This is a genomic window from Aeromonas sp. WP2-W18-CRE-05 (assembly GCF_014168615.1).
In the GTDB taxonomy this organism is placed as follows: Bacteria; Pseudomonadota; Gammaproteobacteria; order Enterobacterales; family Aeromonadaceae; genus Aeromonas; species Aeromonas caviae.
The window spans coordinates 2,989,779-3,003,708 of the sequence record NZ_AP021917.1 but is presented as its reverse complement, the minus strand read 5'-3'; the positions used below and the strand labels follow the sequence as shown (position 1 = coordinate 3,003,708).

Annotated in this window: 12 protein-coding genes; 3 read left to right on the top strand and 9 right to left on the bottom strand. The window is 64.6% G+C overall.

The window, feature by feature from the left end; translation table 11 throughout:
• Window positions 1–197: 197 nt before the first annotated feature.
• On the bottom strand, window positions 198–1,136 hold the full coding sequence (locus tag H7R73_RS14070) for an ABC transporter substrate-binding protein (protein WP_182951279.1): 939 nt from the start codon (window positions 1,134–1,136) through the stop codon (window positions 198–200).
• 185 nt (window positions 1,137–1,321) lie between these two features.
• Between H7R73_RS14070 and H7R73_RS14065 the strand changes: the two genes are divergently transcribed.
• Window positions 1,322–2,053 carry a 4'-phosphopantetheinyl transferase family protein gene (locus tag H7R73_RS14065; RefSeq protein ID WP_103259981.1) on the top strand — a complete coding sequence of 244 codons (732 nt, stop codon included), beginning with the start codon at window positions 1,322–1,324 and terminating at the stop codon, window positions 2,051–2,053.
• A 90-nt stretch (window positions 2,054–2,143) separates the two neighbouring features.
• Here H7R73_RS14065 and H7R73_RS14060 read toward each other — a convergent pair whose 3' ends face one another.
• From H7R73_RS14060 to H7R73_RS14040, 5 genes are all read right to left on the bottom strand, one after another.
• Window positions 2,144–2,962 (bottom strand): amonabactin ABC transporter ATP-binding protein, encoded by an 819-nt coding sequence (locus H7R73_RS14060; protein WP_103259982.1) that lies wholly within the window; start codon window positions 2,960–2,962, stop codon window positions 2,144–2,146.
• Window positions 2,963–3,005: 43 nt separating this feature from the next.
• A complete protein-coding gene (locus tag H7R73_RS14055; protein ID WP_182951277.1) occupies window positions 3,006–4,055 on the bottom strand; it encodes an amonabactin ABC transporter permease subunit 1 in 1,050 nt (349 codons plus the stop codon).
• Window positions 4,056–4,067: 12 nt separating this feature from the next.
• Window positions 4,068–5,084 carry an amonabactin ABC transporter permease subunit 2 gene (locus H7R73_RS14050; RefSeq protein ID WP_103259984.1) on the bottom strand — a complete coding sequence of 339 codons (1,017 nt, stop codon included), beginning with the start codon at window positions 5,082–5,084 and terminating at the stop codon, window positions 4,068–4,070.
• Window positions 5,085–5,162: 78 nt separating this feature from the next.
• Window positions 5,163–7,136: a siderophore amonabactin TonB-dependent receptor gene (locus tag H7R73_RS14045; protein ID WP_010674445.1), complete on the bottom strand. Its 1,974-nt coding sequence runs from the start codon at window positions 7,134–7,136 to the stop codon at window positions 5,163–5,165.
• 60 nt (window positions 7,137–7,196) lie between these two features.
• Window positions 7,197–8,432 carry an MFS transporter gene (locus tag H7R73_RS14040; protein ID WP_103259985.1) on the bottom strand — a complete coding sequence of 412 codons (1,236 nt, stop codon included), beginning with the start codon at window positions 8,430–8,432 and terminating at the stop codon, window positions 7,197–7,199.
• 215 nt (window positions 8,433–8,647) lie between these two features.
• On the opposite strand from H7R73_RS14040, the gene H7R73_RS14035 reads away from it, so the two are divergent.
• Window positions 8,648–9,397: a hypothetical protein gene (locus H7R73_RS14035; RefSeq protein ID WP_103259986.1), complete on the top strand. Its 750-nt coding sequence runs from the start codon at window positions 8,648–8,650 to the stop codon at window positions 9,395–9,397.
• Window positions 9,398–9,406: 9 nt separating this feature from the next.
• On the opposite strand, the gene H7R73_RS14030 is transcribed toward H7R73_RS14035, so the two are convergent.
• From H7R73_RS14030 to H7R73_RS14020, 3 genes are all read right to left on the bottom strand, one after another.
• Entirely contained in the window at window positions 9,407–9,868 is a 462-nt protein-coding gene (locus H7R73_RS14030) for a DUF2919 domain-containing protein (RefSeq protein WP_041215334.1), read from the bottom strand.
• A 144-nt stretch (window positions 9,869–10,012) separates the two neighbouring features.
• Window positions 10,013–10,960: a magnesium/cobalt transporter CorA gene (gene corA, locus H7R73_RS14025; protein WP_005301617.1), complete on the bottom strand. Its 948-nt coding sequence runs from the start codon at window positions 10,958–10,960 to the stop codon at window positions 10,013–10,015.
• 415 nt (window positions 10,961–11,375) lie between these two features.
• Entirely contained in the window at window positions 11,376–13,019 is a 1,644-nt protein-coding gene (locus H7R73_RS14020; protein WP_103259987.1) for an electron transfer flavoprotein-ubiquinone oxidoreductase, read from the bottom strand.
• 126 nt (window positions 13,020–13,145) lie between these two features.
• On the opposite strand from H7R73_RS14020, the gene H7R73_RS14015 reads away from it, so the two are divergent.
• A complete protein-coding gene (locus H7R73_RS14015) occupies window positions 13,146–13,895 on the top strand; it encodes an electron transfer flavoprotein subunit beta/FixA family protein (RefSeq protein WP_182951275.1) in 750 nt (249 codons plus the stop codon).
• Window positions 13,896–13,930 lie beyond the last annotated feature (35 nt).

The following is a 13,930-nucleotide window of genomic DNA, read 5'->3' as shown; positions in this document are numbered from 1 at the left end:
TTGCAGGCTCGATGCCTCAATAACAGGGTGCTGGCACGGATCCTCTTGCTGGATGCCCTGCCAAAGACTGGCAGCGGCAAACTGGACAGAAAGGCGCTGCCATTGCCCGAGTAGTCGCCTTGCCGGATGGTAAGAGCGATGGATAAAAAGAAGCCCGCATCATGCGGGCTTCTTGTTGGCCGTAAACCGAGGGGGGATTAGTGAGCGATGGGGGCGGCATCCGGTTTGGTCAGCAGGCGCTCGACGTCGTCGATCACCTTGAGGGCCGCCTGGGGACCGCCGGTGGAGGTCCAGAGCGACCCGTCCACGGCGCCGAAGCGCTTGCTCTTGATGGCGCCGAGCTGCTGGAAGGCCGGGGTCTGCTCGGCTTGCTTCATGGCATCCACCGCATCCCCGCTGGTGCTGAGGGTGCCGATCACCAGCCAGTCACCGTCCAGCAGGTTCAGGGATTCGAGGCTCAGGGCCGGGGAGTGGGGGCTCTTGTCGCCAATCTGGTGGGAGGGGCGGGTGAGCCCCATCTCGGTGACCACGCTGCTGGCAAAGGTGCCGCCGTGCATGTAGCTCGGCCCCTTGGGGTTCCAGCGCACTATGCTCATCTGTTCCCCCTGATGCTGGGCGAGCTTGCTGCGGGCCTCTGCCAGGCGGGCCTCATACCGGGTGAGGAACGCCTTGGCCTCGGCCCCCCGGTTCATCGCGTCGGCACTGCGACCGAACACGGTTTTCCAGGGCTCGCCCCAGTTGCCGGTGACGACGGTGGGGGCGATCTCCTTGAGCAGGGCGAGCAGCTCGGGCTTGGTCTGGCCGGTGAGGATGAGGTCCGGCTCCAGATCGATGAGGGTCTCCAGATTGGGGTTGTCCAGATCCCCGACCACGGCGATCTCCTTGCCCGCCTTGTCCAGCAGATAGCGGGGCAGGGTGGACTGGCCGCGCCCATTGACGGTGCCCACCGGCTGCACCCCCAGAGTCAGGGCGCTGTCGAGATCGAGTTCGCTCAACACGACGACCCGCCGGGGCGCATCGGGGACGCTCTGGGGCTGGCCGTTGGCATCGATGACCTGGCGGCTGCCCGCCTGGGCCTGGAAGCCCGTCAGGCTGGCCAGCATGAGCAAGGTGGCCAGCGGGGAGAAGATCTTCATGGTGACATCCTTATGGGTGAAATCGGTGGGCCGGAGTCTTTGGAAAGTGCCTGAGAGCCGCCCGGCCAGCCCCGAATGGGCGGGGACATGCTACCACAAAGCAAGTGAGAAGCGTTGTCATTTGTATTTGTGGCATGGCCTCGGCTTGCTTTGGTACCATCGCAGGCCCCTGTCAGGAGCCTTGCATGTTGCCTCGTTGTCCCTCACTCGATGGATCCTTTGTCCGTCAATTCGATGCCTTGTACCTGCCGGGCCTGGAGACGCTGCCTCTTCATCGGGTCTGTTTTGAGCCCGCCGCCTTCTCGCCGGAGTGCTTTGGGGCCCAGGGCATCATCCTGCCTGCTTCATTGCAGGGGGCTGCCCCCAAGCGCCTCGGGGAGTTTCTGGCAGGGCGTCTCGCAGCCCGTGAGGCCCTGCGTCCCTTCGGTCTTGCAGGATGCAGCGTGGCCATCGGAGCGGCCCGGGAGCCACTCTGGCCTGAGGGGGTGGAGGGGAGCATCAGCCACAGCCGGCTGGCGGGAGAGGGGGTGGCCCTGTGTGCGGTGCGTCCGGGCCAGGAGGGAATAGGGCTGGATCTGGAGGCCTGGCTCGATGGCGACCAAGGGGCGCAGCTCTGGCCCGGCATCATGGATGGGGAGGAGTGGGGACGGCTGGAGGCTGGGGCTCACGACGCCCAGCTGAGCCTGGCAGAGGGACTGACTCTGGTGTTTTCCGCCAAGGAGAGCCTCTTCAAGGGGCTCTATCCCCGGGTGGGGCGCTACTTTGACTTTCTCGATGCCCGCTGGCTCGCCATGACGGCGCAGACTCTCACTCTGGAGCTCAAATGCCCGCTGACGCCGACCCTGCCCGCCGGCTGGCGCGCCACCCTGCACTGGCAAGCCCTGCCGGGGGGCGTGCTTACCGTCTTGCTGCTGTGAGCACGATACCAGCGCCCGGATAACGCCAACGCAAAGCCCAGAGAAAGAAACCGCCATCAGGCGGTTTCTTTCTCTGGCACAGGGTCTTGCTCAGGCCGACACGTCATGGTCGGTGCGCAGGCGGGGCACTTCGTCAGCGCGTCGGCGGGGCACGATGACAGGGGCCCCGTCGCCGGGGGCGTGCAGTATGTCCACATCGGTCTGGTAGAGGCGATCGATGAGGGGCTTGGTCACCACCTCCCGGGCCGGGCCCATGGCCTGGATGGCGCCATCCCCCAGGGCAATCAGCTCGTCGCAGTAGCGGGCGGCGGTGGCGAGATCGTGGATGACGATAAGCACCGTCTTGCCCTCGGCGGCGACCCGATGGATGGCCTCCATCACCTCGGTCTGGTGGCCGATGTCCAGCGCGCTGGTGGGCTCGTCCAGCAAGATGATGTCCGCATCCTGGGCCAGCACCATGGCGAGCCACACCCGCTGGGCCTGACCGCCGGACAGCGAACTGGCGCTCTGGTGCCAGATGGCATCGAGCTGCATCCGCTCCCGGGCCCAGTCCACCATGCGGGCATCTTCCTCGCTCCACTGATTGAACCAGCCCTGATGGGGATGGCGGCCATATTGCACCAGCTGCTCCACCAGGATACCGGGGGGGACCAGGGGACGTTGGGGCAGATAGGCGAGCTCCCGAGCCAGGGCTCTGGCGCCATAGGCACCGAGTGGCTTCTCCTTGAGCAGGATCTCCCCGGACCGGGGTTGCTCCTGTCCCGCAAGGAGCTTGAGCAGCGTGGATTTGCCACCGCCGTTGGGGCCGACGATCCCCACCAGCTTGCCCCGGGGGAGGGAGAAGGAGATCTCCTTGAAGATGGTCTTTTGCGGGTAGCCGAACTGGAGTCGGTTCACGGTGAGCGTCATCGGGCGGCCCTCGGTCTGTATTGAAAATGGATGAATGCCATGGTCAGTCGGCCTTCTGGCGATCTTTGAGCAGGATGAAGAGCAGCAGCAGGCCGCCGAGAATGCGGGTCATGATGCCGGTAGCCACTTCGTGGGGGCTGGCCAGCACCCGCACCAGGGTGTCGCTTGCGAGCAGCATCAGGGCGCCGCACAGGGCGGCAATCCAGAGCGGCACGATGCGATCCCGGCTGAGCCAGGAGGCAAGGATGGGGGCCGCCATGGCGATGAAAACCACGGGGCCGCCGATGGCGGTGCCAAGGGCTGCGACGATGATGGCCTGGGCCAGCACCCCGAGCTGCACCCGGTTCACGTTCACCCCGAGAGTTCGGGCGGTGACCGGTCCCAGGCGCAGCACGCCAAGGGAGCGGGAGAGACAGACGGTCCAGGGACAGATGAGCAGGAGCAGCAGGCTCACCGGTAGCAGGGTGCCATAGCCCTGACCGACGAAGTTGCCCATGTTCCACAGATAGAGGCTGGTGAGGTGCACCAGGGACTGGGTGGACATGACGAACTGGCCGAGGGCGTTCATCAGCTCCGAGACCCCGATGCCGATCACCACGAACAGGTAGCCCTGCTCCCCCGGCTTGTTGCACAGGACATAGAGCACGGCGGCGGCAAACAGGGCGCCGAAGGGGGCGGCCCACCAGGGCCAGGTACCCAGGGTCAGATAGAGGGAGAAGATGATGATGGCCAGGGATGCCCCCTCGTTGACCCCGATCATGTCCGGGGTGGCGAGGCGGTTTCGCACCAGGGTCTGCACCAGGCAGCCCGAGAGTCCCATGGCGGCGCCAGCCACCAGCACCGCCAACAGGCGCGGCAGTCGGATCTTGAAGACGGTCACCTGATCGAGTCGGCTTCCCTCCCCGAGCAGGGTCTGGATCACCCCCATCATGGTGATCTTGCCGGAACCCAGGGTGAGGGCCAGCAGGGAGAGCAGGGTGAGGGCGACCAGGAGCCCCAGGGTGATGAGCCAGGCGCGGCGGTGCAGCAACAGGGTGCGGCTGCCAAGGCGAAGGCAGAGGGTGCCGCTCGGGAGTGAGAGAGAGTTCTTCATGGGCGTGGCACCTTATTTGACGGCCAGCAGGGAGCGGAAGCCGCCGCTGCGCACCACCAGGATGAGCACGGGCGCCCCGATGAGCGCCAGAATGACGCCGTTGGGCAGCTCGTAGGGCTGGATCAGCCAGCGGGCCAGCACATCGGCACCGAGCAGAAAGAGCACCCCGAACAGGGCGGAGAAACGCACCTGGATGGCGAGGCGAACTGGCTCCACCAGGCGGGCGCAGTAGGCGGCGAGGAAGCCGACAAAGCCGATGGGACCGGCGATGGCGATGGCGCAGGCGGTGAAGAGCGTTGCGGCCAGGAGCACGCCGATCCGCACCCGGGTGGGGCGGATGCCGAGGGCCCTGGACTGGTGATCCCCCATCTGCATCAGGGTGAGAGGGCGACAGAGCGCCAGGGTCAGCAGCAGGGCGGCCAGGGCGAAGGGGACCACGGTGAGTACCGCTTCCAGACTGGAGGCGGCAAGGGACCCTAAGTTCCAGAAGCGGAATTGCTCCAGCACCACCCGGTTGGAGAGCAACAGGAAGTTGGAAAGACCGCCGAAGGTGGCGGAGAGGGCGACCCCTACCAGGATGAGCTTGAGGGGGTTGGAGCGCCCCACCATGAGGCCGAGGCCCAGCACGATGAGGTTGCCGAGCAGGGCCCCCATGCCGGACCAGAGCAGATACCCGTAGGCGGATTCGACGCCAAACCAGGTGAGGCCGATCACCAGAGCAAAGACGGCGCCGGCATTGACCCCGAGCAGGCCGGGTTCGGCCAGAGGGTTGCGGGTGGCACTTTGCAGCATGGAAGCCGCCAGGGAGAGTGACGCCCCCACCACCAGGGCTGCCAGGGTGCGGGGCAGGCGCAGGGTATGGACTATCATGGCGAGCTTTTCATCGGCCACAAAGGCGGGATCGCCCAACAGGAAACCGGCGACCTCGCGGCCACCATAGACACCGGCCCCGGTGGCCAGTGACAGACAAATCAGCAGGAAGAGGAGCAGCACGCCGAGCCAGAACAGCTGAGCTTGGTATCTGAGCACTCAATGACTCCTTGAATTCGGGGAGGCAGAAACGCAAAAAGGGAGCCCCGCGACCGGGGCTCCCGCATACAGGATGGATTACAGCTTGTAATCGACCCCTGCGTAGACGGTGCGACCTTCCAGGATGAAGTCGGCGTCGGTCGCCACCTCGTCACGCTGGGTGTTGGTGAGGTTGGTGATGCCGAGCTTGAAGTCCAGGGCCGGCGTGACGGTCCACTTGGTGTTCACGTCCAGGGTCTGGTAGTGCTTGGAGGTGAATGCCTGGGCGTTGCGGGCCGGCACCTTGATCACCTGGCTGCCGACATACTGCCAGGCCAGGTTGGCGCTGACGACGTCGCTCGCCTTCCAGTCCAGGCCGATGTTGCCGGTGTGATCCGGGGTCTTGGCCAGATCGTCACCCGTGCTCTTGTCTTCGGAGTCCAGCAGGGTCAGGTTGCCGGTCAGCTGCACGTTGTCCAGCACGTCGAACCAGCCGGTCAGCTCCAGCCCCTTGATGCGGGCCTTCTTGACGTTGAGGTAGGTCATGACGGTCGGACGGTAGCCCGGGCCCCACTGATCGCTCTGGATCAGATCCTCGATCTCGTTGTGGAAGCCGGTCACCCCTGCGCCGAAGCGATCGGCGTTGTAGGCGGTGCCAAGCTCGTAGCTGACGGAGGTTTCCGGCTTCAGATCCGGGTTGCCTATCACCTTGCAGGCGCCGCGGCAGGCGGTGGTGGCGAACCCTTCGCTGGACTGGGCCAGGGTCGGGGCCTTGAACGCCTTGCCGGCGCCGCCCTTGATCACCCACTCGTCACTCAGGGAGTAGAGGGCGTAGGCACGGGGGCTGAACTCGTTGCCATAGGTCTCGTGGTGATCCAGACGGCCGGAGAGCGTCAGGGCCAGATCCCCAAAGCCGAACTCGTCTTGCAGGTAGAGAGCGCTCTGGCTCGCATCCACGCTGCCGTTCTGGATGCTGCGGCTGTGCTCCAGCTCGGTCTTGCGGAACTCTGCACCTGAGGTCAGCAGGTGATCCCCGAGGTAGCCGCTCAACTGGCCATCCACCGTGTTGTTGGTCTGGGTGATGTCGGCGGCGCCACCGTTGAGCTGGGAGTCATCCATCAGATCGGTCTGCTCGAAGTAGTAACGAGCGCGGCTGTCGAAGTGTTCCCAACGGCCGTTGTGGGTCAGCCCCAGACTCAGGCGATCGAGTTTCTGCACGTTGTGGGGAGTGGCCGGTGCGGTCGGGGCACGGGGCACGTTGTTGAAGTAGCTGTCCATGTCGTTCTGGTTGTAACCCAGATCGAAGTCGATGTCCTGGTTGTCGGCCACCAGCCACTTCAGGCTGGAGAGCACGTTGACCACTTCCCGTTTCTCCAGGGCGTCGGCATCCGGGTTGTTGGACTGCTCGCTCTTCCAGCGATCCCGCTGATAGCCTTCCACCACCACGCTGCCCAGCAGCTTGTTGTCGATGAGGGCGCCGGAGACGAAGGCGCTACCCTGGTTGGCATCCCCGCCATCCCCCTTGGTGGGCATGGTGTGGGTGTAGCCGACGGCCGCTTCGGTGTTCTCCTTGGCCTGGCGCAGGATCACGTTGACCACGCCGCCGAGGGCATCGGCCCCGTACAGGGAGGAGACGGGACCGCGGATCACTTCGATGCGCTCGATGGCGGCCATGGGGATGGAGCTTAAGTCGAAGTCGTTGCCAAAGGAGCTGCCCAGGGTCTCGCGGGCGTTGACCCGCTTGCCGTTGACCAGCAGCAGGGTGTAGTCACCGCCCATGCCGCGGATCTTGATCTCGTTGCGACCCGTGGGGTTGGTGCCGATGATGTTGACACCGGGAACGTGCTTGAGGGCATCGCCGATGTTGTTGACGTTCATCTTGTCCAGATCGGCGCGGGTGACCACGGAGACGCTGGCCGGGGCGGTCAGCTCGGTGTGCTTGGTCTGGGTGGCGGTGACCACCACCGTCTCGTTGGCCTTGACGGACTCGGCCTGGGCCAGGCCCGGTACGGCCAGCAGACCGAGGGAGAGCAGAATGGGGTTCAGTTTAAAGAGGCCGTGCTGCAACTGCATTGTCAAAAACTCCATGGATATAACTGAGGTTATGGGGTCCGGATTCTTCTGATCCGGTGCTCACTGACTTCCTTGTCTGGCGGTGCCAGAGGCAGGATTATTGTTATCTCTTGTGCTCTTCAGGCCCCGGATGAGGAACCAGACACCGGCGCAGGCCACCAGGGTGCACGCAATGTTGATCCAGGCCAGGGTGGGGAAACCGTGCAGGGCGCCCCCCTCGTCGGAGACCAGATATCTGGCGGAGAACAGGCTGCCGAGGCCCGCCGCCACATTGGTGACCGAGCCCTGGAAAGACATGAAGGCGGCGCGCTGATGGGGGGCCGGAATGGCCGCCGTGACCGCGAGGGTGGTGCTGGCACGGGCGGAGCTCAGGGCCATGAAAAGGGTGAACAGCAGATAGAGAGGCAGGCCTGCCGGCAAGGCAAAGCCCACCAGGGTGATCAGGGCCAGGGCCAGGCTGGTGAGCAGGATGGCGCCCTGGGCGCGGCCCTGATCGATCCAGCCGCCGCACAGGCGCATGGTGGCCATGCTGGCAAGGCCGCCGCACAGATAGAGGCTGGCGATCTGCTCGCGCGGGAAACCCAGGTTGAACTGGAAGTAGTTGGCAAAGTGCGGAATGAGCAGGAAGTGGCCGAACATCTGCAGGCAGAGGATGAAGAGGGCTCCCTGGCAGAGCGGTGACCCCAGCAACTGGCGCATCCCCTGGCCTGCCGGGGCCCGGTTGACCGGCAGGGACGGCAGCCAGATGGCACACAGCAGGGCCAGCAGCAGGCCGCCAGCACCAAACAAGAGGAAGGGGCTCTGCCAGCCAGACCACTGGGCCAGCACGAGGGCCGCGGGCACGATCAGAATGGCGGCCAGGGAAAACGCCATGCCCACGTAAGCGAGACGGCGGCCCCGCTCGGCGGGCGGTACCAGATCCAGCACCGCCGCCATCAGGATGGCCCCCAGGGGGCCGGCGACGCAGCCGGACAGGATAAAGAGCAGCAGCAGGGTCTGGCTATCCTCGGCCAGGGCGCAAGCCATCAAGAGCAGGAAGCGCAGGACCAGCAGTACCAGCAGGGCGGGTTTGCGGTTGACCCGATCGAGCCAGGGGGCGGCCAGGAGGCCCAGCAGGGCGGCTCCCAGGGTGGCGCCGCCGCTGAAGTAACCTGTCTGCTCCGGCAGCATCCCCAGGCGGGTTACCAGTTCCGGGCCAAGGGGCATCACCATCATCATGCAGCCCATGGAGAGCATGTTGATGAGCAGCGCCAGGTGGATGGCGGCAGGGGTGGATGCGACGGATTCTGGCTTCATCAGAGGCTGACTCGAAAAAATGAGTCCGAATTGTATCCGAGGGTTTTTGTTGTGACAACAAATGATAACCATTTTTATTTGTATTGATTGGTATCTTAACGAGTCTTTATCAGGTGCCTCTGTGTGGGGTTGCATACTAGGCCCGTTGCAATCGGGGCGCCATGGACCATGATGGCAGGAAGCGAGAGGGTGGCGGTGAACGCCGGGAGGAGAAGATGCGCGCTGGATCAGGGTATTGGGGGCTGGGGTGCTGCCTGTTGCTGGCATTGCCCCTGAGGGCCGAAGTGAAGGTCATACCGGTATTCGAGGCGGATGCCGCGGTGCAGACGCTCAAGGAGATCTACCCGGATCTCGGGGTGAGCGCCATGGGCAACCAGCTGGTACTGAGCGGAACCCCCGCCCAGTTGCAGGAGGCCGAGCGTACCCTGGCGCAAGTGAACCAGCCGCCCCAAAGCCTGCTCATCGAGTGGCGGGTGGATGGCGCCTCCAGCCGTCAGCAGGCCGGAGTGGGGCTGGGCCTGGATGCCAAACGGCAGTGGCTGCTGGAGGGGGATGCCCGGCACTATGAACGCAGCCAGAGTGACAACTGGCAGGTGCGTGGCCTCTCCGGGCGGCCCGTGTTGTTGCAGATGGGGTCCTATCAGCCGGTCACCTTTTACCAGTGGCAGGGGGGAAGGGTGGTGGGCATGATGCCGCTGATGAACGGTCTCTACGCCACCGCGACCCTGATAGGGGACAGGGTGCAGGTGGCCCTCAGCAGTGAACAGGCAAGAGTGGAGCGAGGCAACATACACACCGGCCAGAGTGCCACCGAGGTGAGCGGCGCCCCGGGCCAGTGGCTGACGGTGGGGGAGCTTTCCACAACCCAAGGCAGCCGGGAGGCCGCGATCGCCAATCCATCAGGCATGGGCGGGGCCAGCGGCAGCGAACGCCAGACTCTGCAGATCCGGGTCACGCGCCAGTGAACCAGCCTGTCAGTGGGGCTGATCCAGGGCGTAATCCCGCAACTGGCGGCTTCTTAGCAGATACCAGAGCGCCCAGAGGCTGGCGATGAGCACCAGGGCGGTGGACCAGTTGAACGACCACTGCTGCAGATTGAGGCTGTGCAGTTGCATCAGCAGGCCACTGACGGCAGAGCAGAGCAGCAGCAAGGGGCTGTGGCGTCTGAGCCAGGCTCTGGCACTGTGGGTCTGGCGATGGGTGCCGCCGCAGGCGAGCAGCGCCAGCATGGCGGGCACGTCCGTCAGCAGGCTGATATAGAGGGTGAGCTTGTCCGGGTAGAAGAGGGTCAGAATGGCGCTGCCACTCTCCCGGGTGACCCCCGCCATCAGAAACAGCCAGACCGAGCGGGTCAGCAAGAGGGCGATGGGCCAGAACCAGAGCGGGGGGCGCAACTGGCCGTGATCGTCGTAACGGTGTTCGGGGTAGAGGGTCATGGTGGCCCGGTATCCATTCATGCAGTGCGAGTGATGAAGGGGATATGGGGCACCGGGCAGGCCATTGCAAGGCCGGCAACGGCCGGGAATTAATCGGGGGGCCATGCCCCCCAATCCGCAGTCTTTAGTTGCCGGGTTCCGGCGTCACAGCCAGCCTTTTCGCTTGAAGAAGAGACCGGTGCCCAGCGATGACATCACCATCAGCACCAGGGAGAGGGGGTAGCCGTATTCCCAGGCGAGCTCTGGCATGCGGCCAAAGTTCATGCCGTAGATGCTGGCGATAAGGGTCGGCGGCAGGAAGATCACCGCGGCTACCGAGAAGATCTTGATCACCTTGTTCTGCTCCAGATTGGTCACCCCCATGGAGGCCTCCAGCTGGAAGTTGATCTTGTCGAACAGGAACTGGGTATGGGGCAGCAGGGATTCCACGTCGTGCAGCATCTCGTCGATCCACTTGTTCTGCTCCCCCGTCATGCGCTGGCGCAGACTGCGTTTGAGAAAGCGCAGGGCGCGGCGGGTATCGTGCAGGGAGAGACGGATCTGGCCGTTGGCCTCTTCCTGGGCCATCAGCTCCTTGAGCATGGGGTTGATCTGGTCCGGCTCGAAGATCTGATCGGCGGTGTTCTCCAGGGTCTTGTAGCCATCCTCGATGAGATCCGAGAGATACTCCACCTTGAGGTTCTGCACCTCCAGCAGGATGTCGAGGGCGTCTTCGACCTCCAGCCTGTCCTGGCGCATGTAGTGGCGCAGCAGACGCACCAGGCCGATGTCATCCTCGCGGATGCTGATCAGCAGGTTGTTGCGCAGGGTAAAAGAGACGTGCACACCCTTGGTGTCGCGACCGATGCGCTGGGGAAACAGGGAGTGGATGTGCAGACCGTCGGTGTCCCAGTAGAAGCGGGCGGATGCCTCGATGTCATCGAGCTCCTCCTTGTCCGGCACCTCCTCCAGGAACAGGCCCGTCAACCATTCTCGCTCCGCTGTGTCCGGCTTGTAGGCATCCAGCCAGACGGTGTTGTCGGGAACGATGTCATCCGGCCCGAGCGTGACTATGTCCAGCACCTTGTTGTTGAGAATGTAGGCGGTGATCATCTGTCCCCCCTTAAGAAGTCATGGGTAATCAGGGATGGTTGCACAGGTTCATGCGGCCTTAGATCGCACGGAAAGCGATCCCATGAAATAGCATAACGAGGCCGATGGACAACCTGAATGCGGCGAACTATACAGGGGCGGGACCCGCTTGTCAGGGCCTATTCATCAGGGGTTCAGCCTGTTCGCTCAAAAAAGCGGCGAGGTCGGATCAGCCGTGGCGACCCCGATGCGGGCGATCCCGGCGTCGCCTCCTTTGTTCGCCCTGGAGTGGGGGAGGGCCCGGGCTCACCGGCGGGAATGGCGGGTTGCTGGTCGCCCTGCGACAGCCCCCGGCCAAGCGCAGGAAACGGTCTCCGGGCGGTGTTCCGGGGCTGCGTCTCCTTGTTATCTGCTCTGGTGTGCGTGGGCAAGCCTGTTACAGATTGGGGTAGTTGGGGCCCGAGCCGCCCTGGGGCGGCGTCCAGACGATATTCTGGCTGGGATCCTTGATGTCGCAGGTTTTGCAGTGAATGCAGTTGGCGGCGTTGATCTGCAGCCTGGGCCGGGTATCCCCATCGAGGATCTCGAACACCCCCGCCGGGCAGTAGCGCTGGGCGGGTTCCGCCCAGGTGGGCAGGTTGACCTCGACCGGAATGCGCGCGTCCTGAAGGGTCAGGTGACAGGGTTGATCCTCGTCGTGGCTGGTGCTGGCCAGATAGACGGAAGAGAGCTTGTCGAAGCTGAGCTTGCCGTCGGGTTTGGGGTAGTCGATGGGCTGGCAACGGCTGGCCAGGCGCAGCTGGCGGTAATCCGGTTCCTTGTCCAGCAGAGTAAAAGGAGAGGTCAAGGCAAAGAGTCGCTGCTCCAGCCAGTTGAAAGCGCCGCCGAGCCAGGGGCCGAAGCGGTGCAGGGCGGCCCCAACGTTGCGGGCCCTCTTCAGTTCCCGGGTCAGCCAGCTTTGCTGCAGCGCGTCCTGAAACTCGGCCAGATCCCGTCCCCCTTCATCCCCTCCTCTCAGTGCCATGGCGACCGTCGCGGCCGCCACCATGCCGGACTTCATGGCGGTGTGGATCCCCTTGATGCGGGAGAAGTCCAGGGTGCCCGCGTCACAACCGATGAGCAGGCCGCCGGGAAAGTGCATGCGCGGCAATGAGTGCCAGCCCCCCTTGGTGATGGCCCGTGCGCCGTAGCTGATGCGCTCGCCCCCCTGCAACGTTGCCGCGATGAGGGGGTGGTGCTTGAGACGCTGGAATTCGTCAAAGGGGCTGAGCCAGGGATTCTGGTAGTTGAGATCGACGATAAGGCCAACCGCCACCTGATCCTGGGCCAGATGATAGAGATAAAAGCCCCCCTGACTCTTGTTGCCCTTTCCCTCACCAAGGGGCCAGCCGCTGCCATGGAGCACCCGCCCAGGATGGGATTGTCCCGCAGGCACCTGCCACACCTCCTTGAAGCCGATGGCGTAATGCTGCGGCTGGGCGGTATTTTCCAGATGGAATCGGGCGATCAGCTGTTTGCCGAGGTGGCCGCGCGCCCCTTCGGCAAACAGGGTATAGCGGCCATACAGGGCCATGCCGGGCACGTGATCCGGCTTGGGGTTGCCCTCCTTGTCGAGACCAAGATCGCCGGTCACCACCCCGCGTACCCGGCCCTCCTCCACGATGAGGGTGCTCGCCGCAAAGCCCGGGTAGATCTCGACACCGAGGGCCTCGGCCTGCTTGCCGAGCCAGCGGCAGAGGGTGCCGAGGCTGATGATGTGGCTGCCGTCGTTGTGCATGCGGGGTGGCACCGCCCAGTGGGGCAGCTGCAGGGAGCGGCTGTCGCTTTGCAGCAGATGGACCTGATCATCCGTCACCGGCACGCCGAGGGGGGCCTCCTGCCAGCTCTCTGGCAGCAGCTCCCTGAGGGCGACGGGATCGAGCAGGGCGCCGGAGATGAGGTGGGCGCCGATCTCGGCCCCCTTCTCCAGCAGGCAGACCGAGAGGGCCGGGGCCTGCTGCTTCAATGCGATGGCGGCGCTCAGGCCTGCCGGGCCGCCACCGACGATGACGACATCAAATTCCATTGCTTCGCGTTCCATCTTGCCTCTGCGCTCGACTTGGCCTAGGGTAGTGCTGGTAGTTTACGTAAACGTAAACCACTTTGTCAGCAGAAAAGTGAGTGACGACAAGGTGGACCCACACAACAGGTATGAGGGATGACCGCCATGAAGCTGCTGGTCGCAGTCAAACGGGTCGTTGATTACAACGTCAGGATCCGGGTCAAGGGGGATGGCTCCGATGTGGAGCTCGCCAATGTGAAGATGGGCATCAACCCGTTTTGTGAAATCGCGGTGGAGGAGGGGGTCAGGCTGCGGGAAGCCGGCGTGGCATCCGAGCTGGTGGTGGTGACCTTCGGCCCCGAGGCGGCGGCCGAGCAGTTGCGCCATGCCCTGGCGCTGGGGGCGGATCGGGCGCTGCACTATGTCACCGACGAGACCCTGACCCCGCTCACCGTGGCCCGGGCCCTGCAAACGGTGTGCGGGCAGGAGCAGCCCGACCTGGTGCTGCTCGGAAAACAGTCCATCGATTCTGACAACAATCAGGTAGGGCAGATGCTCGCCGCCCTCAATGACTGGCCGCTTGCCACCTTCGCCTCCGCCATCAGGCTGGTGGAGGGGGAATTGCAGGTGACCCGCGAGATAGACGGTGGCCTCGAGACCCTCGGCATGGCGCTGCCCGCCGTGGTGACCGTGGACTTGCGCCTCAACGAGCCGCGCTTCGCCTCCCTCCCCAACATCATGAAGGCCAAGCGCAAGCCGCTGGAGAGCCAGCCGTTTGCCGCCCTCGGGGTGGTGCCGGCCGACCAGACACGGCAGCTCGGAGTGATGGCGCCACCGGTGCGCAGCGCCGGCATCAGGGTGGGCTCGGTGGACGAGCTGCTGGACAAGCTCAAGCACGAAGCCCGGGTGCTCTGATGGGCAGGGGCATGAGAGGGATGCCTCCCGCAGGC